Below are 20,248 nucleotides of genomic sequence, written 5' to 3'. Positions count from 1 at the left end.
GGAGTCACTGGGAGACGGGGTAGGACGCGATGGCGCGCTGAGCGCTCTCGGCCTCCACCACCCTGCACGACGGGCTCAGCTCTCCCATGTTGGAGAAACAGAGGAAGACGGCGTCGCCGAAGTCCTCCGAGCTGCCGGAGGTACAGGTGGGAAGAGCGTTCATGCAGTCGAGCCACTTCTCGAACTTCTCCTGATCGTCGTCCGAGCAGCCTTCGATCTCTTCCTCACATTGGGCGACGGTGTAGTCCTCGGAGATGAGCTCAGAGTACTCGCTGCAGGCCTCGGCCTTCTTCGCCACGCTCTTGCCGGTGTCCACGGCGTCCTCGCACTCGGAGCCACCACACCCCGTGAGCGCCACGGACACCATCGCCACAGCCAAGGCCCACTGCTTCATCCGGACACTCCTTGCACCGTGCGAAAGAGGGACAGCGGGGGCCCATCCTAGTCGGTCCATGCTCCCTGGACAGCCGACCGGGCGGGCGGGCGGGGGCGTCTGAGAGCGTATAGATGTGGGCTGCGGCCCTCCATACCCTTGACTCGCCCGATCATCTCTCGTAGATCGGCCGTCCTTTGCGTGTTCGGGCGGCCAGCCGTCCGAAATGCGCGGTGGCTTTCACGGGTTGACCCAACCCGACTCGACAGAGGGTTCTACGATGTACGCAGTCATTCGCACGGGCGGTAAGCAGTACCGCGTTGCCGAGGGTGATGTCCTCCGCATCGAGAAGGTTGCGGGCGATGTTGGCACCGAGGTGACCTTCAACGATGTCCTCATGCTGGGTGGCTCGGACTCCCCGAAGATCGGGCAGCCGACCGTCGGCGGGGCCAAGGTGGTGGGGAAGATCCTCGCGCAGGACAAGCACCGCCGCGTCCTCCACTTCCGCAAGGAGAAGGAGGGCTGGACGCGTCGCCGGGGCCACCGTCAGCCTTACACCGAGGTCAAGGTCACCTCCATCTCCGGCTAACGCCGGTTCAACACTTCCCGAGCGCCTCACGGCGCACGGTTCTCGCAGGACAGGTGTCATGGCTCATAAAAAGGGACAGGGTTCGTCTCGGAACGGTCGCGACTCGAACGCGCAGCGCCGCGGAGTGAAGGTGTTCGGCGGCGAAGAGGTGTCGGCGGGGAGCATCCTCGTGCGGCAGCTCGGCACGGTCATCCATCCGGGCACCAACGTGAAGCTGGGGCGTGACTTCACGCTCTATTCCACGGTGGACGGGGTGGTGAAGTACGAGCGGCTCGGGCGCGACCGGAAGAAGGTCTCGGTCTACCCGGCCCAGGCGAGCGCCTAGTCGGCTCTCCCACGGGCCTGCCTGCGGGCGGGCCTTGCTGCAAGCGAGCGGGTCGCTCCCGGTTCAGGCGCCTGACGGCGGCTGGACACGAGGGCGGCCCGTTCTGCGTTTTCCGAACCCGGGTTCCGCGTGAGCGGGGAGGGGCATCGCCATGAAATTCGTCGACGAGGTTCGCATCTTCGTGAAGGCCGGTGACGGCGGCAACGGCGCGGTTGCCTTCCGCCGGGAGAAGTTCATCGAGCGCGGCGGCCCCAGCGGAGGGGACGGCGGGAACGGGGGCTCGGTGGTGTTCGTGGCGGATCCGCAGCTCACCACGCTCCTGGACTTCCGCTACCAGCAGCACCACCGCGCGAGGAACGGCGAGAACGGGATGGGGAGCGACTGCAACGGTCGCGCCTCGGAGGACCTGGTCCTCAAGGTGCCGGCGGGCACGCTGATCCGGGACGCGAACTCGGGCGAGCTGCTGGCGGACCTGAGCGATCCGGGCCAGCGCTTCGTGGCGGCGCAGGGTGGGCGCGGAGGGTTGGGGAACATGAACTTCGCCACCTCCACGCGGCAGACGCCGCGCTTCGCCCAGGACGGGACGAAGGGCGAGGAGCGCACGCTGATCCTGGAGCTGAAGCTGCTGGCGGACGTGGGGCTGCTGGGCTTCCCGAACGCGGGCAAGAGCACGCTGATCTCTCGGGTGAGCCGGGCGCGGCCGAAGATCGCGGACTACCCGTTCACCACGCTGGTGCCGAACCTGGGCATGGTCCAGTACAAGGACAACCTGTCCTTCGTGATGGCGGACATCCCCGGGCTGATCGAGGGAGCCAGCGAGGGCGTGGGATTGGGGCACCAGTTCCTGCGGCACGTGGAGCGGTGCAAGGTGCTGATCCACCTCATCGACATGGGGGCGGAGGGCGAGGGCCGCGATCCGCTGAAGGACTTCGACATCCTCAACCGCGAGCTGGAGAAGTACAGCGAGGAGCTGTCGAAGAAGCCGCAGGTGGTGGCGGCGAACAAGCTGGACCTGACCCACGGGCGGGAGAAGCTGGAGGCGTTCACGACGGCCCTGCGCAAGCGAGGGCTGGCGGTGTTCCCGGTGTCCTGCGCCACGGGTGAGGGCCTCCAGGCGCTGCTGGACGTCACCGCCGAGGTGCTCTTCACGGGCCGGTCGGACAAGCTCCACGTGGAGCCGCCCGAGAAGCCCGCGAGGAAGGCGGCCCCGCCGAAGAAGGCCGCGGCGGCTGTCAAGGCTCCGGCGAAGAAGGCCCCGGCGAAGAAGGCGGCGGCTCGGAAGGTGCCGCTGAAGAAGCCGGCGACGAAGAAGGCGGCAGCGAAGAAGGCGGCGGCGAAGAAGGTGGCCGCGAAGAAGGCTCCGGCGAGGAAGAAGTCGGGGGCGGGCCTGAAGGCGCCGGCACGAGCGGGGGCGAAGGCGGCGACGAAGAAGGTGGCCCGCGCGAAGGGGCGGAGGTCGTAGCGCGATGAGTGGAGGCGGCCCTCGCTACGAGCCCTTCGAGCAGAAGCCGGTCGAGCCGGAGTCGCTGCTGCTCGAGGTGCGCAAGGAGAAGATCGACCGCGTGGTGGAGCAGCGGACGCGGACCTTCACGGTGGTGCTGGACCGGCTGGAGGACAGCTTCAACATGGCGGCGGTGCTGCGCACCTGCGAGGCCATGGGCGTGCAGGAGGTGCACGTCGTCATCAACCCGGACGCGCCCTTCCTGCCAAACTCGAGGGTGGCGCAGGGCTGTGACAAGTGGCTGGACGTGAAGCTGTACAAGAGCTTCGCCGAGTGCCGGGAGCACCTGAAGGGGCGTGGCTTCTCGCTGTACGCCTCGGCCATCCGGGAGGGGGCTACGAGCCTCTACTCGCTGAAGTTCGACTCGAAGATGGCGATCATCTTCGGCAACGAGCGCTTCGGGGTGAGCGAGGAGGTGCTGGCGGGGGTGGACGGGACGTTCTGGATCCCCATGCGCGGCTTCAGCCAGAGCATCAACATCTCGGCGGCGGCCTCGGCGTGCGTGAGCCGGGCGATTGCCTGGCGGGAGGAGCACCTGGGGAAGGTCGGAGACCTGACGGCCGAGGAGGCGCAAGCCCTCCGCGAGCGCTTCTATGTGCTGGCTGTCAAGCAAAGGAAGCGGATTTTCAAGGGAAAGCAGCCGTGAATCAGCGAGCCTGGGGGCTCGTCTGAAGCGATAGAAGCCATCACGGGCCTTCGGGGCCCGCTCGGAGATCGCACCGCCATGCTCATCGAGACCTTCCTCGTGTCCCTGCTGACCGCGCAGACGGCGCCCGCGGCGCCTCCGGCCCAGAAGCCCGCGGTGGCCGCCGAGTCCAAGCCCGCGCCGGCCGCCGAGAAGAAGGAGACGAAGCCCGCCACCGCCGCTGCTCCCGAGGCGAAGCCGGCGACTCCCGCGGCGCCCAAGGGGAGCGTGGCTCCGGAGGTGAAGGCGCTGGTGGAGCGGATGCAGGCCTTCTACGAGAAGACCGAGGACTTCAAGGCGGCATTCAAGCAGGACTACAAGTACAAGACCTTCCGCCGGACGCAGACCTCGACGGGGACGGTGACGTACAAGAAGCCGGGCCTGATGCGGTGGGAGTACGAGAAGCCCTCGACGCGCACCTTCGTGCTGGCGGGGAGCAAGGTGTACGCGTACGACCCGGAGGCGCAGAGCCTCTCGGTGGCGAGCGTGGACACCAGCAAGCTGTCCGCGTCGGTGACGTTCCTCTTCGGCCAGGGCCGGCTGGCGGACGAGTTCAACATCAAGCAGGGCACGTGCGCTGACTGCAAGGGCACGCTGATGGTGCTCGACCCGGTGAGCCCGGACCCGCGCTTCAGGCAGGTGCGCCTGGAGGTGGACCCCAAGACGGCTCAGGTCCTCAAGAGCACCGTGGTGGACCCGGACGGTAGCGAGAACGCGATTGCCTTCCTGGACCTGAAGACGAACGTGGGCATCGCGGCGGACAGCTTCAAGATCAACCCGCCCGAGGGCACGCGCGTCGACGACTTCACCAAGCAGAAGAAGTAACTCCACTTGCGCGGCGCGCTCCTCGTGGCCCTGGGGTTGCTGGCCGGCTGTCACCGGAGCGCGACGCCTGCGCCCGAGGCGGGCAGCTTCGCGGGGCGGACCTTCCCGCTGCTGTCGGCGCCGGCCTTGCGGCTCTCGGTCGAGGGCAGCCTGGGGGCGAAGCCGGTGCCGGTCCTGCTGGATGTGGACCGGCCGCTCTCGCTGGTGGCCACGGCGTGCTTCGAAGGAAAGCCCCCGAGGGCCGAGGGCAAGGTGCGAGCCCCCGAGCCCAATGGCATGAAGGACTGGGCCATGGTGCCGCTGACGGGGCTCCGGGTTGGGGACGTCTCGCTGCCGGGGCTCTCGGCGGGGCTCACGGGCGAGAAGGTCTGTGCCGTCACCCTGGGAGCGGACGTGCTGGCGCCGTACGCGCTCACGGTGGAGCCGCTGCGTCGCGAGGTGACGTTCACCGAGTCGCGCTCTCGAGAGGCGTACACGGCGGAGCTCTCTGCCGCCGGTGCGGACCCTTCGCAGGAGACGCACCTGTTGGAACTGAGCCGTGAGCCGACGGGAGACTGGCCTCTGCTGGCGGCTCGGGTGACGCAGGGAGGAGCGCGACTGACGGGGCCCTTCGTCCTCTCGACGCGCGACCCGTTCTCCCGGCTCGCACTGAAGCCTGCGGAGGCGCAGGGGATGCGCCCACTGGAGACGGTAGCCGGCATGCCGGTGCGAGCCATTCCAGTAGACTCAGTGGAGGTGACAGAGGGCGTCGGCGTGCGTCCCATCATCTTCGAGGCGGGAGTATGGAACTCGCCAAGCTCGCTCGGGCGTCTGGGGCCGGACGTCTGGGGCCACTTCCGAGCAACCATCGATGCACAGGCGGGAGTGCTCCTGTTGAGAAGGCCCCGAGTGCTGGCGTCAGGGGAGCGACAGCGCTGCGCCAGGCCCGGTACGGAGATCTTCGATGACGAGTCCTGCTACGCGCTGCACACGCGCCGGGAGCAGGACGGATCGCTCTCCCTGTCCGCGACGGTGTACCGGGACCTGCCCGAGGGCGGCCGGCTCTACGTCGAGCCGCTGGGGGAGGATGGGAAGCCGCTTCAGCCCGGCTGCAGTGTCGGGATCACCTTCATGGCAACGAGCCGAGGCGCGACGACTCAACACCGCATCCCCTGGCCCTCTCTCTCCCAATCCATGCCGGAGTGCTACGCGAAGCTCTCGTCGGTGCGAGGCTATGCCCTCTCGCTCTTCGAGGAAGGCACCCAGCCGGGGTGCCCCCTGACGTGCGCCTTCGTCCAGGAAACGACGACGAGGCCACCCGTTTGCGAGTGCCAGGAGACGCCGCTGGGAGAAGGAATCAGCGCGGCCGTCCGCAAGTCCTCGGCCTCGCAGCCGCCACCTCCCGAGGAGCGGCCGCTGGAGCCCGAGGACCCGAAGTAGAAATCTGGAAATCTGCTCACGATGCTGAAGCAGAACTCGAATGATTCGGTTCACTTGACGATTATTTTGGGGCCAGCGCATCCAAAAACTTCTCAAAGCTATCGGGATAAGAAGCTTCTGCCTGTTGTACGGCACTCATTTGCACTGAGAGTTTGAAGCGTCGTTGGCCGCCTGAACCCCTATAGGTCACGGTCGTCAGAATTCCTCTCTTGAGGAGGATAGGGACGATCCTGCTGGTGAAGTCATTGGCCTTCCTGCCTACTTTGGCCTTGAGGCTGTCCTCGTTGATTTCAGTTGCTCGCAGAAAAGCTCGGAATGCTCTTAGGCAGACTTCAACATCTTCGTCAAAATCAACTGCCGATGAGGGGTCGGTTAGTGACGCTTGTTGCTGAAATTGAAAGCCTACGCTGGAGATTAGTGCTTCTACTCGCTTAGGATCAAAGATGGCGAGATCCGAGTCGATCGGTGTGACTGCTCGTACAGTTGCCTCAACAAGAGAGCAGGAGTCAATTCTCAGAGTGGCTGAGAGGTCGAGTCTCTCGAACTCGCATTTTGTGAAGCGACAGTTTGAGAGATGAGTATTTGCTAGAGTAGTCGGTTGAAAGTAGCACTCAGAGAAGTCAATCTTTTGGAGTGCGCGTTGTTCAAGGCTGTCTGGAGGGAAAGAAAAGTGACGAAGTGAGACCTGCTCAGAAGGTACTTTGTTGTTGGCGATTCTTACGAAAATGCCACCGCAGTTTTCGCGTGTGAATGAGGTCGGGCCATCAGAAGACGCTACTTCTTGGATTGTTCTGACGGACGCTTGCCAGTCGGTGTTGACTTTGAGGATCCAGTGGCTGCATGTATCGATTGTGGCTGATGGTAACGCGCCAATTCGGAGCGCTCTGCGAAGTTCCAGTGCGTTCCCTCCAACCAGCGCGCGACCAATGGCTTCGCCGAGGAAATAGTTTCGGAACTCTTCATGGTCGAAGCGGTAGAAGTTTTTTCCCGCTTCAGCCTCAATCATGAGCGCATGTTGCTTGACTCTCTCTTGGACTTGTCTAGCAACTGGCGGCGGCTTTTTCGCTCGATCACAGAAGATCTCTGCAATGACATCAAGCGTATCAGTCTTGAGGGCATCAACTTTGTTCTCCCACATCTCAAGAGCAATCATCGAAAGTAGTTCATGATGCTCTTCTACTGTCAAAAGTGGGGTGCGCGCTTCTCCGACCTTGTCGGTGGTCTTGCTGATCCACTTGGTGTTGGCTTCACGCTCAATAATGGCACCAACAAATTGAGCAAAATAGTCGTCGGGTGCCCCGCCTATCTTGGATAGAAGACTCGCTCTCCCTCCTTGCTCAGTTGCTATGTCGAGGAGACGACTGGCGAGCACAGCTCTTGTGAGTAGCGGGTGTTCAGAACCTAACTTGGCGGCAACATCTTGATAGATGCTGAGACCGTCCGATACTTTCCTGGCGTCGCAGTAGGCTAGAAAGTTCGTCTTGTCCCAACGCCGCAATTCGAGCTTTGAAAAAGAGACATTGCCTGCTCCAAGCGCATCAAACAGTCGAGCCTGGGTCTGGAAGCTTCGATACTCAAAGTATGCTTTGCGTGCGGCAATTAGTGCACTTCCCTGGGACTGAAGCGTCTCTACGAGACTGCCCAGGTTGGATATGGCCTCACCGGTGGCGCTCTCGATAAACATCTCTTCGAAGCCATCTAGTGCAGGGACAAGAACACCTAACTTGACGAGTTCAAGGAATGCTTCGAAGTAGAGGAGCGGGAAGCGAAGACGGTTGACAAGAGAGGCGATGATAACGTCGTCGAGACGTAGAAAAGGTCTTCCTCCCAGTGGCACTGGCAATAACAGCCAGTCCGAGGTCTTGTTCTTGAAAGACTGTGCTTGTATTCTTGCTAGATGATTGATTACAGTCGTTTTGCCTTCGCCTGCGTCTGAGGTGAGGTAAAGGACGGATGACGTACCGGCAGGCCTACGGTCCAGTACACCCTGAATGGCGCTGAGTGCATTATCAACTTGCACGAGTTCTTCTGTTGGGGTGCTTTCAAGTTGGTCAAGAAGAACGCCACTGGGGGCGACAAAAGACGCCTCGTCCGGTATATAAGTCAAGATTCTGTCTGCAAGCTGCGGTAGGCGAGCAATCCGATTAATCAGCCACTGCTCTGCTGGTTGCTCGATTTCGCCGTCTCCATCCTCGCTGATCCACATTGTGCCGCTTTTTTGATGAACTCTCGCGGAGATAAGATCATCTCGGAGTTGGACCAAGACTTGGCCTTTGCTGATATTGAGTTCGGCGGGATTGTCAGCGAATGCTGTGAGAATGGTCTTGAAGCGAGCGAAGTCCATAGCTGTTGGGGCTTCAGATAGGGAGTTGAAGTTGATGGTACTTCGCTGAGGGCTGTGTTGAACCGAGATAAGTTAGTGGAGTTCGGTGTTTTCTTGTGTGGATATGAAAGATTTCGGTGCCCAGTAATTCAGCTGTTCGAATTCCAGGCCAAAAATCATCATCAGATGACACGAGAGCTATCGGAGAGGAACCCTGCTGCGCGATGTGAATGATGTCAGACGTTAGCATGGTATCGACCAGTTTCTGCTCCAGTTTGTGAAGCAACTGCCGGGATGTGATGGCGCAACTGGGCGAAGGACAATTTCCCGTTCGTAGAAAAGAGTGTGTAGCGATCAATGGGCACGAAGTGTCTGCGCAGCCGTGAGCGCTTGGGCTGTCGCAACGAAAGCCATGTGGGTAGCCAGATCGCTTTCGTACGGTGTGAAGCAAGTGCTTGGATGGGTCGATGATCAAACTGTACGCCAGTTCGACTTGTGTTTTTATACGCAGGCTTGACGACTGGTCTGGTAGGTAGAACTCTGTTGGAAAGTTGCTCTGTATTTCAGGAATCAGCCGTTGCGCTGTGCGGGATGGTACGTTGTTTTCATACCATCCCCCGTATAGCCGAATCTGCGCGCTTGCTTCTGAGCGAAGTCTGTCTGCGCCAAGTGCACTGAATATACGGCTGACTAGATCTACAAGTCCATGCCGCCGGTGTTGGTCTAGAATATTGTCGTAATCGACTAGAATATTCATCTTGCCGGAAGTAATTCAAGGATGGGGCTTGTATGCCTCAACGAGGCGACGTCCAGGTGGCCATCGGCGCGGGCACCGCGTCGCGGACCTTGTGCTGGCGCTGCTTCGGATCCGGGCGCTCCACCACGCGGCCGACGAGATCGTAGTCATGGGCCTCGGTCACCTCGACGGTGACGAACTCGCCCGGGTAGGCCAGGCCATCATTGATGTAGACCTGACCGTCGATCTCGGGGGCCTGGCCCTCGTGGCGGCCGATCAGCAGGTGCTCGGTCTCGGGGCTTGGCCCTTCGACGAGCACCTCGATGCGCTTGCCCACGAGCTTCTTGTTCTGCTCGCGGTTGATGCGCTTCTGGATGGCCATGACCTCGCGCCACCGGCGCTCGATGGTCTTCTGGGGCACCTTGTCCGGCATGTCGAACGCCGCGGTGTCCTCCTCGTCCGAGTACTGGAAGACGCCGAGCCGCTCGAAGCGCTGCGTCTTGACGAACTCCTTGAGCAGTTCGAAGTCCTCCTCGGTCTCGCCGGGCAGGCCGACGATCATCGACGTGCGCATCACCAGGCCCGGCACGCGGGTGCGCAGCTTGGTGAGCAGGTCGGTGAGGAACTGGGTGTTGCGGCCGCGCTTCATGGACATGAGCAGCTTGTCGCTGGCGTGCTGCAGCGGCATGTCCAGGTACTTGGCGATCTTCTTCTCGGTGGCCATCACCTCGATGAGCTCGTCCGGGAAGACGCGCGGGTAGGCGTAGTGCAGGCGGATCCAGCGCACGTCCACCTTGACCAGCTCCTTGAGCAGCTCATGGAGCTTGGGCTTGCCGGGCAGGTCATGCCCGTAGGCGGTGAGGTCCTGGGCCACCAGGTTGAGCTCCTGCACGCCCTGGTCGGCCAGCCGGGTGGCCTCGGCGATGATGTCCGCGATGGGACGCGAGCGCTGGCCGCCACGGAGCTTGGGGATGATGCAGAAGGCGCAGGCGTTGTCGCAGCCCTCGGACACCTTGAGGTAGGCGGTGTACGAGGGCATCGAGTTCTCGCGCGGCGTGTGCGAGTCGTGGATGTAGTCCGGATCGGGGATGACCTGGCGCGGGGAGGCCTCTGCGGCGAGCAGGTCGCCGATCTGGGCGTAGGCACCGGTGCCGAGGAAGTGGTCGACCTCGGGCATCTCCTTGGAGAGCTCGCCGCCGTAGCGCTGGGACAGGCAGCCGGTGACGACGAGCGTGCTGCACGCGCCGGACTTCTTGTACTCGGCCATCTCGAGGATGGAGTCCACGGACTCCTGCTTGGCCGGGCCGATGAAGGCGCAGGTATTGACGACGATGACCTCGGCCTCGGAGGGCTCCTGCACCAGGTGGTAGCCGCGCTGCTTGAGGGTGCCGAGCATCACCTCGGAGTCCACCCGGTTCTTCGGGCAGCCGAGGGTCATCATGTAAAGGCTCTTGGTGTCTTGCCGCACTGCGTCTACCGCTTTCCGAGTTGCGTCCGCTCGAAGTGGTCTCCACTCCAAACGAAGTTGGTGATTGCGCCGTTCGAGTAACCGATGCTCAGCGCGCCGTCTTCTTCCAGATTGACCGAGAGGGCCCGACCCAGCGCACAGGTAGCGGCCGGCCACTCGAGCACCATCTGGGCCGTCCGGCCCTTGGCCGTGAGGAGGTAGAGCCCCAGGCGCAGCTCGTGCTCCGAATCGCACTTGCCCTCGACGGCATAGGGATCCTTGCCGGAGACGACGGTGAGCAGGGTGCGACCGCCGGGCAGGGTGAGCGTCTCCGGGACATTCACGTTGACCTTCTCGGGGTCCACGGAGTCCGAGGCGACCATGGAGCGCAGCGACTCAGGGGACAAGGGCTTCTCGGCCTCCACCCAGACCGGGTAGTGGAGCACGCCCCAGCCCAGCCAGCCGCCGCTGATGGCTTCCAGGGCATTGGCGGCTTCTGGAGGCTTGAGCTTGAGGCCCTTGCGGAAGTCGTCGGGCAGCTTGAGGGCTTCGCCAATCATTCCCGCGTCCTTGCAGTTGGAGACGGGGGCGGCCTTCTGGCCCACCGCGTCCTGATCCTCGAAGGTGACGCAGAGATCGAAGACGAGCGGATCGACGGAGGGGAAGCGCGGGAAGGCAGTGACGGGGAGGGCGATCTCCAGATTCAGCCTGTCGTCCTCGCGCAGCACGCCGACCTCGGCCTTCTCCTGGGCGAAGGCGGAGGTGCCACTGTCCGGGGGCGAGGCGCGCTTGCCATCGAAGGCGAAGCGGAAAGTGTTGCCGATGGCGGTGGGGCCAGCGCCGGGGAAGAACAGGGTGAGGGTGACGAGGTCGCCAGCGACGAGCCGGTCATCGGTGGCCTCGACGCCTACGTAGAGCGTGTCCTTGCGCCAGGCCACCCGAGCGGTGAAGGAAGCGGTGTCCTCGGTGGAGGCGGGGGGGCGGAACGTGACGGAGGGGGCGAAGTCCTTGAACTTGCCGTCCAGCTTGGGGGCCTTGGAGAGCGCCGGCACGGCCTTGCTGGCGCGCTCCTGCCCGTGGGAGATGGCGGGCGCGAGCAGAAGGCACAGGGAGAGGAGAGGGGCGCGCATGACTAGTCCCGGAAGTTGGTGAACTGCATGTCGAGCTTCAGCCGGTCCTGCTCCTGGCGGAACAGGGCGATGGCGGCCTGCAGGTCATCCCGGTTCTTGCCGGTGACGCGGAGCTGGTCTGCCTGGATGGAGCCCTGAAGCTTCAGCTTGGACTCCTTGAGGAGCTTGATGAGCTCCTTGGCCTTGTCGACGGGGATGCCCTGCTGGAGCTTGATGGGCTGCTTGACGTTGTGCAGGCCCGTCTTTTCGATCTCCATGAACTCGAGCGCACGGAGGGAGATGCCGCGCTTGGCCAGCTTGGCGAGGAGGACCTCCTTGGCGGCCTGGACGCGGTCCTCGCTGTTGGCCTTGACGGTCAGCACGGTGTTGTCGGGGGAGAGGACGATGTCGGCCTGAGCGCCCTGGAAGTCGTAGCGGGTGCTGAGCTCCTTCTTGGTCTGGTTGACCGCGTTGTCGAGCTCGGCCAGATCGATCTTGGAGACGACGTCGAAGGAAGGCATGGGCGCCAGGGCCCTTATCACACCTTGACGACCATGGGCACCACCAGGGGGCGCTTGGCGGTGAAGAGCTTGAAGGCGCGGCGGACGGAGCGGGTCAGCTCCTCTCGCACCAGGGCGTCATCCCCGCGCAGCTGTGGGGAGAGCTGGAGGAAGAGGCTCCGCGCCTCGTCGGCGATGCGGTTGAGGAGCACCTGCTCATCCAGGGACAGTCCATGACCGGACAGCTGGGGCCCGGCCATGAGCGCGAGGGAGGAGCGGTCGATGACGACGGCGGCGACGACGAGGCCCGTCTCGGCCAGCCGGGTGCGTTCCTGGAGGGCCTCGGGAGTCACGACGCCGCCGCTGTAGAGGTCCTTGTGGACCCGGCCGACGGGGACGCTGCCAGCGAAGCGTCCGCGGCCCTCCTCGAAGGTGATGAGGTCTCCGTCCTGGGCAAGGAGGAGCTGCTCGGGGGCGAGCCCGGCCTCGCGAGCGGTGGCCAGGTGGCGGTGGAGGTGACGCAGCTCTCCATGGATGGGGACGAAGTGACGAGGGCGGACGACGTCGAGGACGCGTCGCTGTTGCGGCTGGCTGGCGTGTCCGGAGACATGGACGCCGGGCTCCACCTGGGCATAGACGATGCGGGCACCGGTCCAGTGGAGCTGATCCAGCAGGGCACCCACGGGGCGTTCGTTGCCGGGGATGGGGCGAGAGCTGAGGATGACCATGTCTCCGGGCTCCAGCCGCACGGGCCCATTCCGGGCGGCGAGCTGGGCCAGGCCAGCGCGAGCCTCTCCCTGAGCGCCGGTGGAGAGCAGCATCAGGCGGTTGGGGGGCAGGCTGGGAGCGGACTCCAGGGGGACGAAGAGGGAATCAGGGACATCGAGGTAGCCGAGCTGCCGAGCCATCTCCACGTTGCGCGTCATGCTGCGGCCCTGGAGGGCCACTCTGCGCCCGAGCTGTTCGGCGAGCTTCAGGACGGTGCGCACGCGGTGGAGGTTGGAGGCGAAGAGGGCGACGACGATGCGGCCCTTGGCTTCGCGGAAGAGGCGGTCGAAGGTTTGCTCCACGACCCGCTCGCTGCCCGTCTCGTTGGTGAACTCGGAGTTGGTGGAGTCGGACAGGAGGCAGAGGACGCCCTGTTCGCCGGCCTCGCCCCAGCGCTCGAGGTCCGTGCGAAGGCCATCAATGGGATCAGGGTCCAGCTTGAAATCGCCAGTATGGATGACGGTGCCCTCGGGGGTCCGGAAGATGTAGCCGACGGCATCGGGCACGGTGTGGGTGACGCGGCTGGCCTCGACGGAGAAGACGGAGCCGACGGAGAAGGGCGTGCGAGGCTCGATCTCACGCAGGTCCGCGACGACACCCAGCTCATCCAGACGTTGGCGGGCCATGGCGAGGGTGAAGCGCGTGCCATAGACGGGAACAGGCACTTCGCTGAGCAGATAGGGGAGGGCGCCCGTGTGGTCCTCGTGGCCGTGGGTGAGGACGATGCCCTTGAGCTGCGAGGCATTCTGCCGGAGGTGGGTGAAGTCAGGGACGATGATGTCCACACCGGGGGCGGCTTCGGAGGGGAACATCAGCCCGGCATCGATGAGGAGCATCTCCCCACGGCAGGCGAGCACCATGGCGTTGAGGCCAATCTCGCCCAGTCCTCCCAGGGGAATCACATGGAGCATGCCTTACTCATTATGGACGGCGGCTCGACGCCGCCCGAGTGTTTTGAGCAGGCGCTCGCCTTGTTGCCTGGCGGGGGAGTACCACCGACCCAGGCAAGGGCGAAAGGGCAGGCTCAAGGCGCGGAGGGGGGCTCGGGCGGCGGGCGGGAGATCCAGGCGGCGATGAAGAGGTCCAGGTCGCCGCGCAGAACATCCTTCACGCGCGGGGTTCCGGCGCCAGTGCGCGGGTCCTCCACGCGAGCACCGCGGGCGACATAGTACCGCCGGGCCTCATCGGTGCTGGCACCCTGTCCGGACACCACGCGTGTCGCGATGTCCTTCATCTCCTCCAACTCGCCAGAGCCAGTCAGGGTGAGTACGCGGCCCGTGGAGGAGTCCTTCACGGTGACCTCGGTGCGCACGCGCTCCAGGAAGGTGCCCTCGTGCTTCTTCACCGGGCGGCCCTCCACCTCCAGCTCCTGGCGGTCTTCGGGCAGCCCGCCGCGGTGCACGCGGACGTAGGCGCGCTGGCGCTTCTCATCCTCGATGCGCCGGTGCATGCCGGCCTCTCCCGCGAGGAAGCCATAGGCACCTGGCCCTGCGATGCGCACGACGACACGCGAGGGGTTCTCCGCCTCGGCTACCAGCATGGCCTCATAGCCACGCTTCTCCGCCCAGCCGAGGTACATGGTGGCCAACTCCTGCACCCACGTGTCCTGGGCCTCCATCGACTCGCTGGCGCAGATGTCCACCAGCGCCTCGTTGTCCTCTGCAGTGGCACCCGAGGCGTGCAGAGCCTCGGCCATCTGCACCTCGCGAGCGACGTCCTCGACCTGCTTCGCCGCGGACGCGAGCTGCACCTCATTCTTCGCCTCGCGCACGAGCCGGCGAGCGAAGGTGGCGGCCTGCTCCAGGCGCTCTAGTTCGTTGATCTGCGCCTCCACGGTGCGGAAGGCACGCAGCGTGGAGGCTGCGCGGTCCGGGTCGTCCCACAGGTTGGGCGCCTGGCTCTCGGCCAGGAGCTGGTTGCGCTTCTCCTCAAGCTGCGGTCGAGCGGCGGAGACCGACAGCGCACGGGCTCGGCCCACGAGCCGATCCATCTCGTGAAGCAGGGACTTGCGGTCGAGCCGCCGCTTGACGGCCGCGGCCTTCGGGGTCGGCAGGGAAAGCTGGGCCGTGGCCTCGCGGGGAGGAGCCAGCGGCTCGGCCACGGCGACCACTTTGCCTCCGGAGCGCGCCTCCACGCGCACGGGAGTACCAGGCCGCAGAGGACGGCGGGCGATCTCCACGGCGAGCGCGGCGGTGAGCGTCTTCTCGATCTCCCTCTGCAGGTAGCGCGCCCCGAACTGGGGCGAGTAGCCGCGCTCTACCAGCAGGTCGACGACTTCCGGTGTCACCTCCACGTCCAGTGCGCGGGCGCGGATACCCTCGCGCTCCAGCACCCGACCCACCTCGCGCTGGGCGATCTTACGGATCTCCACCTTCGTCAGCGGCCGGAAGTGGCAGATGGCGTCGAAGCGGTTGAGGAACTCCGGGCGGAAGGCCTCGGCGATACGCCGGTCCACCTCGGAGACGAGCTCCTCCTCACGACGATTGCCCGCGAAGCCGATAGCAGGCTCCCGGTACACCTCGGCACCCACATTGGACGTAGCGACGATGAGAGTGTTGTTGCAGGAGACCGGCTCGCCGGCGCCGTTGACGAACGTGCCCTCGTCGAAGAGCTGGAGGAAGCGGTCGTGCACGCTGCGCGCGGCCTTCTCGAACTCGTCGAGCAGCAGCACGGTGAACACCTTGCCATCGAGCAGGTTGGTCAGCTCGCCGCGCTTGGTCTCCATGGCGGGCGCCCAGGAGGCGCCGAAGGGAACGCTCTCGTCGCCATCATTGGGGAAGTCCGCCATGTTGAGGCGCACCAACCTGTCGGCGGAGCCGAAGAGGTACTCCGCCAGGAGCTTGGCGAGCTGGGTCTTGCCCACACCCGTGGGGCCTGCGAAGAGGAACACGCCCAGGGGGCGGCGCGGGTCGTTCAGGCCGGCCTTGAGCAGCGCCACGGAGCGCAGGACCGCGGCCACCGCATCTGTCTGTCCGAGCAGCCGCTCCCCGAAGAAGCGCTCCGTCTCGTCCAGATCCAGCGGCATCGCGTCATCCACCACGAAGCGCGGCAGTCGTGTGGCGGCGCAGAAGCGGGTGAGGACATCCTCGGGGCCCACCCGGTCACGGGCCGCGCCAGCGGCCTCGGCCGCTGTCTCCTTGAGCAGCTCGATGGCCTTGCGCGGCATGCGCTGAGCCAGGAGGAACTTGGCGGACAGACGCAGCGCCAGGTCGCACGCGGCCGGGTCGATGGGCAGGTGCATCTCGCGCTCCAGCTCCTCGGCCACACGGCCGAGGATCCACCGGGAGCGCTCCAGCGGAGGCTCCTGCAGAGGAATGAGGTGGAGCCGCTCGGCCAGAGCCTCGTCCGCGCGCAGCAGTTCCTGCACGCGCTTGGGCTCGGTCTCGAAGATGAAGCGAACGCCTCCAGTGCGCAGGGCGCGGATGGCCACGGGGGCCAGCGGCCCGCCGAGCGCCAGGGGCAGATCCCGGATGTAGACGATGGGGCACGGGTGCCGGCTGAGGTAGCCGAGCAGCTCCTCGAAGCTCTCGGCGGCCTGCCGCTGGGTGCTGCGGGCCAGGATGTTGGCGGCGGACACCTCGACCATACGGGCCTGGGCGAGCTCCGCGTCCACGCGGCCCTCGGCGATACGGCGGGCCACTTCCTGGACGAGCGCACTCTTTCCCACGCCGGGCTCACCCGAGAGCAGCGGGTGCTTGCCGCCTCGGGTCAGCAACCCAAGCACCTCCGCCACGGCGGAGTCGGCGCCATGCGCGGGCAAGAGTTTCCCCTCGCGCGCAAGCGCCGTGAGATCCCGGTCGATGAGTCGCTCGTTGTCCTCGCTCTTCCTGGTCGCCATGTTGAACCGCCCCTGACGGGGGCACTCTAGCCTGCTGAACCGCAGTGGTGAGGGAGCAATACGCTACGGAAGGCGGAGGACTCGAACCTCAGACCGGGAGCCGGTCCGCACCCGCTAGCAACGGGGCCTGGTGCCATCACCAGTTCACACTTCCAGAAAGCACGGAGCGAGGTGGAGTCGAACCACGAGCCCGAGAGGACTCCCCTGGGTTCCAGCCAGGCTGCCGGCCACCCGGCAATCACGCTCCAGACTTTACGCGGCGGAAGACAGGGGACTCGAACCCCAAGCGCTGAGCGCTCGCACCGCTTTCGAGACGGGCCGCCGGCCTCCGGCGTTGGTCTTCCAGGAAAAGGTGCCGGCAGCAGCGGACCCGCCTGCCGGCGCGCGGGGAGGCTCTACGGGTGGGGGCCGCCTCTGGCGCACCCCCGCTCCACCGGGTGCTCCGTTCCGGGACGGATCGGTGGCGGGGACCACCTCTGGTGACCCCCATTTCCCGGGCCTCACTCCTCCAACTCCGTGTGCCAGTACGCGACATCACGGAGGAACTTCCGCCACGAGATGGGCATGCCCTTCTCGTAGGTGAACGTGAACTGCAGCGACTCCGGCAGCCGCTTGGGCTTCATCGGCGTGGTGCGCAGCAACATCCCGGCCTGCGCGGGCGTCCGGTTGCCCTTCTTCTGGTTGCAGGGCACGCACGCGATCACCACGTTGTCCCAGGTCGTCTTGCCGCCCTGGGCGCGCGGAACCACGTGGTCGTAGGTGGCCTCCGGACGGGACACCTTCTTGCCGCAGTACTGGCACTTGCAGCCGTCACGCACGTACACGTTGTCCCGGCTGAACTTGATGCCGCGCTGCCGCTGCCGGAAGAAGCTCACGAAGCGGATGATCGACGGCATCTTCAGCTCGAGAGTGACAGAGCGGACGAAGCGGTCCTCGTACTCCTCGACCACCTCGACCTTGCCCTGCCAGATGAGCATCATCGCGCGTTGCCAGGGCACCCGCGCGACGGGCTCGTAGGCCTGGCTCAATACCAGCGTCTCCATGACACGGGTCCTTTCGGGGAATGTCCGCGGCGAGCTTCGAACTCGCACCTGAGCTGGGTTTGAGCCAGCCGCCTCTCCCGATTGGGCTACGCGGACGTTGTTGGGAGCTTCTTCTGAAGTGCCGCGGGCGGGATTCGAACCCGCACCCTCTGCATTCTGAGTGCAGCGCCTCTACCAGGTTGGGCTACCGCGGCATGAAACTGGGGAAGTGCCGGAAGAGGGATTCGAACCCTCACCCTCCAGACTCTCGATCTGGCGCCTCTACCAATTGGGCTACTCCGGCTTGAAGTACACGCCCTGGGGATCGAACCCAGCGAATCCGGTATGTGAGACCGGTGCCGTCTCCAGCTGGCTCGGCGTGCATGAGAAGTTGCGGAGCAGGGAGTCGAACCCTGTCGCTCAGGCGTATGAGACCCGGTGGGGCGGCCGGCCCCTCTCCGCAATGAAGACGTTGCATGTGCTCCCGGCAGGATTCGAACCTGCGACCGTGCGCTTAGGACGCGCCCGCTCTTCATCCTCTGAGCTACGGAAGCAACGAGTGCCCCTGGCAGGACTCGAACCTGCGGCCTCACGGGTCGGAACCGTGCGCTCTGAATCCACTGAGCTACAGGGACAAACAAGGAAGTGGTTCCGGCAGGACTCGAACCTGCGACCCCACGGCTCGCAACCGTGTGCTCTCATCCAACTGAGCTACGGAACCAAGGTGACACTGGAGTGGACCCGCCGGGATTCGAACCCGGGTCGCTCGGGTGCAAACCGAGCATTCTCCCGCTGAACTACGAGCCCAAGACTTCGACTGAGTGGAGCCGCCGGGGATTGAACCCGGGACCTCTCGGATGCGAACCGAGCGCTCTCCCGCTGAGCTACGACCCCATGAAGCTGCCGGCGGGACTCGAACCCGCATCGTCCTGAGTGGCGCTCAGGTGCCTCACCTCTCGGCCACGGCAGCAGAAACCTTCGGTACTGCGAGTGCCCCCGGTCGGAATCGAACCGACGACCTCCGGTTTACGAAACCGGCGCTCCACCAATTGAGCTACAAGGGCGTGGCAGGCCGCCAAGGAGTTGAACCCTGCACGCTCGGATTTGGAGTCCAAGCTGCTCCCGGAGCGCGGCCTGCAAAGGTGAAGAAGAAGTGCCGACCCCCGGAATCGAACCGGGTCCTCCTGCTTTTCAGACAGGCGCGCGAACCATCTACGCCAGGACGGCAAAACCTTACTGCGAGCGCTCCAGCAGGGAATCGAACCCTGTTCACGTGGTAGACGGCCACGCCGCGATCCAATCGCGTCCAAGAGCAAGGAGGTCGGCTGGAGGGACTCGAACCCTCTCGAACCGGGGTCACGACCCGGTGACTCACCCTTCGTCATCAGCCAACATCAACCACACATCAGTCGGGGCACCTGGAATCGAACCAGGACCGCTCGCGTATCAGACGAGAGTCCTACCATTGGACCATGCCCCGAGAAGTACCGAGTCTGGGTGACAGGACTTGAACCTGCGACCTCACGGATCCGAACCGTGCGCTCTACCAAGCTGAGCTACACCCAGAGAAGGAAGTCGGGATGACTGGATTCGAACCAGCGACCTCGCGCACCCCAAGCGCGCGCTCTCGTCCAAGCTGAGCTACATCCCGTGAAACGACTGCGAGTACCTCGTGCGGGAGTCGAACCCGCCTTTCCACATAGAGAGTGTGGAGTCCTATGCCGATAGACGAACGAGGCAGAAACTGTTGAGAGGCCCGTGCGGGAGTTGAACCCGCCGCCAGACGGTTTTGCAGACCGCCGCCACCCCGGGTGGAACAGGCCAGTTGGCTCGGCGAGAGGGACTCGAACCCTCAACCCCGCGGTTAACAGCCGCGTGCTCTGCCAGTTGAGCTATCGCCGAATGAGCACCGGGAGCAGGGTTCGAACCTGCGCCTGCGGGGTCAGAGCCCGCCATCCTGCCAATTAGACAATCCCGGTATGGTGAAGCGGGTGACGGGATTCGAACCCGTGTTGCCGGCATGGGAGACCGGAGTCTTGCCACTAAACGACACCCGCGTGCTGCGAGTACCCCCGGAGGGAATCGAACCCTCACCGTCCGCTTAAGAGGCGGATGCTCGACCAATGAGCTACGGAGGCGTTTGACCGCCCCCGTGCGAGCGGGCGGACGAACTTCACCACTGCGATTCAGTTGTCAGAGAACAAGGAACTTCCTGGGAACTGCTGGGAGTGGGGACGCTGAGAGTTGAACTCAGTGGGCCGTCGATGCGGCGAAGGCTCTACAGGCCAGCGCGTCTCCCTAACGCTCTACATCCCCTTGAGGTGAAGCTCGGAAAACAGAGAGGCCGGGTTCCCTTTCGGGAGCCCGGCCTCTGAGTCGACGGCGCCTCGGGAGGGGAGGAGGCGTCGACATTCAGAAGCCGGGTAGTCTGCCGCGATACCACTCGAATCCGGCGGACAACACCGGAGCGGTGACCAGGCTGGGGCACGGGAGCGAATCAATGCGACCGGCAAAATCATCAGTGTGCTTGGGGTTCATCGCGCTCTGCATCGTCACCGTCGCCATGGTCACCGCTCCTTTCAGCGAGAAATGACGCGGCAATAAATCCTTCCTGACAGGCACGTGGAGTTTCCACGCGCCCGCAGGGTGCGAGCCCGAGCTGCTCTTCGGGAGCCCTCTTCCAGAGGACCAGGCTCGAGCGGGAGAGCACAGCTTCCCATCAAGCTATATTTAAGGAGGAATGCTCCCCTCCCGGGTCGAGCGATGCCGGCGGATGCATTGCCGGGAA

At 64.6% G+C, this 20,248-nt stretch carries 15 protein-coding genes and 25 tRNA genes; 6 read left to right on the top strand and 34 right to left on the bottom strand.

The features are described from left to right. Window positions 1-4 precede the first annotated feature (4 nt). Entirely contained in the window at window positions 5-394 is a 390-nt protein-coding gene (locus tag KY572_RS07385; RefSeq protein ID WP_224241707.1) for a hypothetical protein, read from the bottom strand. A 259-nt stretch (window positions 395-653) separates the two neighbouring features. Between KY572_RS07385 and rplU the strand changes: the two genes are divergently transcribed. The 6 genes from rplU to KY572_RS07355 all read left to right on the top strand — a co-directional run bounded on the left by rplU (window position 654) and on the right by KY572_RS07355 (window position 5,717). Next, entirely contained in the window at window positions 654-962 is a 309-nt protein-coding gene (rplU, locus tag KY572_RS07380) for a 50S ribosomal protein L21 (protein ID WP_224241705.1), read from the top strand. Between the two features lie 58 nt (window positions 963-1,020). Next, complete coding sequence (gene rpmA / locus KY572_RS07375) at window positions 1,021-1,287, top strand: 50S ribosomal protein L27 (protein ID WP_224241703.1); 267 nt, start codon at window positions 1,021-1,023, stop codon at window positions 1,285-1,287. A 151-nt stretch (window positions 1,288-1,438) separates the two neighbouring features. Beyond that, window positions 1,439-2,749: a GTPase ObgE gene (gene obgE / locus KY572_RS07370; protein WP_224241701.1), complete on the top strand. Its 1,311-nt coding sequence runs from the start codon at window positions 1,439-1,441 to the stop codon at window positions 2,747-2,749. Between the two features lie 4 nt (window positions 2,750-2,753). Next, window positions 2,754-3,434: a TrmH family RNA methyltransferase gene (locus tag KY572_RS07365; RefSeq protein WP_224241699.1), complete on the top strand. Its 681-nt coding sequence runs from the start codon at window positions 2,754-2,756 to the stop codon at window positions 3,432-3,434. Between the two features lie 78 nt (window positions 3,435-3,512). Continuing rightward, window positions 3,513-4,298, top strand: a complete 786-nt coding sequence (locus tag KY572_RS07360) for a LolA family protein (protein WP_224241698.1) — start codon at window positions 3,513-3,515, stop codon at window positions 4,296-4,298. A gap of 6 nt (window positions 4,299-4,304) precedes the next feature. Further along, window positions 4,305-5,717 (top strand): hypothetical protein, encoded by a 1,413-nt coding sequence (locus KY572_RS07355; protein WP_224241696.1) that lies wholly within the window; start codon window positions 4,305-4,307, stop codon window positions 5,715-5,717. Window positions 5,718-5,778: 61 nt separating this feature from the next. On the opposite strand, the gene KY572_RS07350 is transcribed toward KY572_RS07355, so the two are convergent. The 33 genes from KY572_RS07350 to KY572_RS07190 form a co-directional block, all read right to left on the bottom strand. Next, the gene (locus tag KY572_RS07350; protein WP_224241694.1) at window positions 5,779-8,061 is read right to left on the bottom strand and encodes a pentapeptide repeat-containing protein; all 2,283 of its coding nucleotides are present in this window, start codon (window positions 8,059-8,061) and stop codon (window positions 5,779-5,781) included. Window positions 8,062-8,834: 773 nt separating this feature from the next. Then, window positions 8,835-10,214, bottom strand: a complete 1,380-nt coding sequence (gene rimO / locus KY572_RS07345) for a 30S ribosomal protein S12 methylthiotransferase RimO (protein WP_224242126.1) — start codon at window positions 10,212-10,214, stop codon at window positions 8,835-8,837. Window positions 10,215-10,249: 35 nt separating this feature from the next. Beyond that, window positions 10,250-11,353, bottom strand: a complete 1,104-nt coding sequence (locus tag KY572_RS07340; protein ID WP_224241692.1) for a DOMON domain-containing protein — start codon at window positions 11,351-11,353, stop codon at window positions 10,250-10,252. 2 nt (window positions 11,354-11,355) lie between these two features. Beyond that, window positions 11,356-11,853 carry a YajQ family cyclic di-GMP-binding protein gene (locus KY572_RS07335; protein WP_224241690.1) on the bottom strand — a complete coding sequence of 166 codons (498 nt, stop codon included), beginning with the start codon at window positions 11,851-11,853 and terminating at the stop codon, window positions 11,356-11,358. Window positions 11,854-11,870: 17 nt separating this feature from the next. After that, window positions 11,871-13,511: a ribonuclease J gene (locus tag KY572_RS07330; RefSeq protein ID WP_224241689.1), complete on the bottom strand. Its 1,641-nt coding sequence runs from the start codon at window positions 13,509-13,511 to the stop codon at window positions 11,871-11,873. Between the two features lie 113 nt (window positions 13,512-13,624). Then, on the bottom strand, window positions 13,625-16,438 hold the full coding sequence (locus tag KY572_RS07325; protein ID WP_224241687.1) for an AAA family ATPase: 2,814 nt from the start codon (window positions 16,436-16,438) through the stop codon (window positions 13,625-13,627). 162 nt (window positions 16,439-16,600) lie between these two features. Further along, window positions 16,601-16,685: transfer RNA gene (locus tag KY572_RS07320), tRNA-Ser, on the bottom strand. A gap of 253 nt (window positions 16,686-16,938) precedes the next feature. Then, window positions 16,939-17,481: an HNH endonuclease gene (locus tag KY572_RS07315; protein ID WP_224241685.1), complete on the bottom strand. Its 543-nt coding sequence runs from the start codon at window positions 17,479-17,481 to the stop codon at window positions 16,939-16,941. Between the two features lie 21 nt (window positions 17,482-17,502). Further along, window positions 17,503-17,577 (bottom strand) — tRNA-Leu (locus KY572_RS07310). A gap of 23 nt (window positions 17,578-17,600) precedes the next feature. Next, a tRNA-Leu gene (locus KY572_RS07305) sits at window positions 17,601-17,675 on the bottom strand. A gap of 15 nt (window positions 17,676-17,690) precedes the next feature. Then, a tRNA-Leu gene (locus tag KY572_RS07300) sits at window positions 17,691-17,764 on the bottom strand. A 6-nt stretch (window positions 17,765-17,770) separates the two neighbouring features. Next, window positions 17,771-17,843 (bottom strand) — tRNA-Val (locus tag KY572_RS07295). 96 nt (window positions 17,844-17,939) lie between these two features. Further along, a tRNA-Arg gene (locus KY572_RS07290) sits at window positions 17,940-18,014 on the bottom strand. A gap of 6 nt (window positions 18,015-18,020) precedes the next feature. Continuing rightward, a tRNA-Arg gene (locus KY572_RS07285) sits at window positions 18,021-18,095 on the bottom strand. An 11-nt stretch (window positions 18,096-18,106) separates the two neighbouring features. Beyond that, a tRNA-Arg gene (locus KY572_RS07280) sits at window positions 18,107-18,181 on the bottom strand. A 15-nt stretch (window positions 18,182-18,196) separates the two neighbouring features. Continuing rightward, window positions 18,197-18,267: transfer RNA gene (locus tag KY572_RS07275), tRNA-Ala, on the bottom strand. A gap of 15 nt (window positions 18,268-18,282) precedes the next feature. Beyond that, window positions 18,283-18,354, bottom strand: a tRNA-Ala gene (locus KY572_RS07270). Between the two features lie 4 nt (window positions 18,355-18,358). Next, a tRNA-Gly gene (locus KY572_RS07265) sits at window positions 18,359-18,430 on the bottom strand. Between the two features lie 21 nt (window positions 18,431-18,451). Then, a tRNA-Thr gene (locus KY572_RS07260) sits at window positions 18,452-18,524 on the bottom strand. 1 nt (window position 18,525) lies between these two features. Continuing rightward, window positions 18,526-18,596 (bottom strand) — tRNA-Trp (locus KY572_RS07255). A gap of 18 nt (window positions 18,597-18,614) precedes the next feature. Continuing rightward, window positions 18,615-18,687: transfer RNA gene (locus KY572_RS07250), tRNA-Phe, on the bottom strand. 93 nt (window positions 18,688-18,780) lie between these two features. Then, window positions 18,781-18,852 (bottom strand) — tRNA-His (locus KY572_RS07245). Between the two features lie 17 nt (window positions 18,853-18,869). Then, window positions 18,870-18,940: transfer RNA gene (locus KY572_RS07240), tRNA-Ile, on the bottom strand. Window positions 18,941-18,952: 12 nt separating this feature from the next. Beyond that, a tRNA-Pro gene (locus KY572_RS07235) sits at window positions 18,953-19,026 on the bottom strand. A gap of 9 nt (window positions 19,027-19,035) precedes the next feature. Beyond that, window positions 19,036-19,111 (bottom strand) — tRNA-Pro (locus KY572_RS07230). A gap of 15 nt (window positions 19,112-19,126) precedes the next feature. After that, window positions 19,127-19,199: transfer RNA gene (locus tag KY572_RS07225), tRNA-Glu, on the bottom strand. A gap of 13 nt (window positions 19,200-19,212) precedes the next feature. Next, window positions 19,213-19,283: transfer RNA gene (locus tag KY572_RS07220), tRNA-Cys, on the bottom strand. Window positions 19,284-19,286: 3 nt separating this feature from the next. Beyond that, window positions 19,287-19,362, bottom strand: a tRNA-Asn gene (locus KY572_RS07215). Between the two features lie 5 nt (window positions 19,363-19,367). After that, window positions 19,368-19,439: transfer RNA gene (locus tag KY572_RS07210), tRNA-Gln, on the bottom strand. A gap of 7 nt (window positions 19,440-19,446) precedes the next feature. Beyond that, window positions 19,447-19,517, bottom strand: a tRNA-Gly gene (locus KY572_RS07205). A gap of 10 nt (window positions 19,518-19,527) precedes the next feature. Continuing rightward, window positions 19,528-19,598 (bottom strand) — tRNA-Lys (locus tag KY572_RS07200). Window positions 19,599-19,689: 91 nt separating this feature from the next. Beyond that, a tRNA-Tyr gene (locus tag KY572_RS07195) sits at window positions 19,690-19,776 on the bottom strand. A 96-nt stretch (window positions 19,777-19,872) separates the two neighbouring features. Next, window positions 19,873-20,082 (bottom strand): hypothetical protein, encoded by a 210-nt coding sequence (locus tag KY572_RS07190; RefSeq protein WP_224241683.1) that lies wholly within the window; start codon window positions 20,080-20,082, stop codon window positions 19,873-19,875. Window positions 20,083-20,248: the final 166 nt, after the last annotated feature.

This window comes from Hyalangium gracile, from assembly GCF_020103725.1.
Lineage (GTDB): Bacteria > Myxococcota > Myxococcia > Myxococcales > Myxococcaceae > Hyalangium > Hyalangium gracile.
The sequence above is the reverse complement of the archived record's forward strand: the minus strand, read 5'-3'. Positions and strand labels throughout refer to the sequence as shown.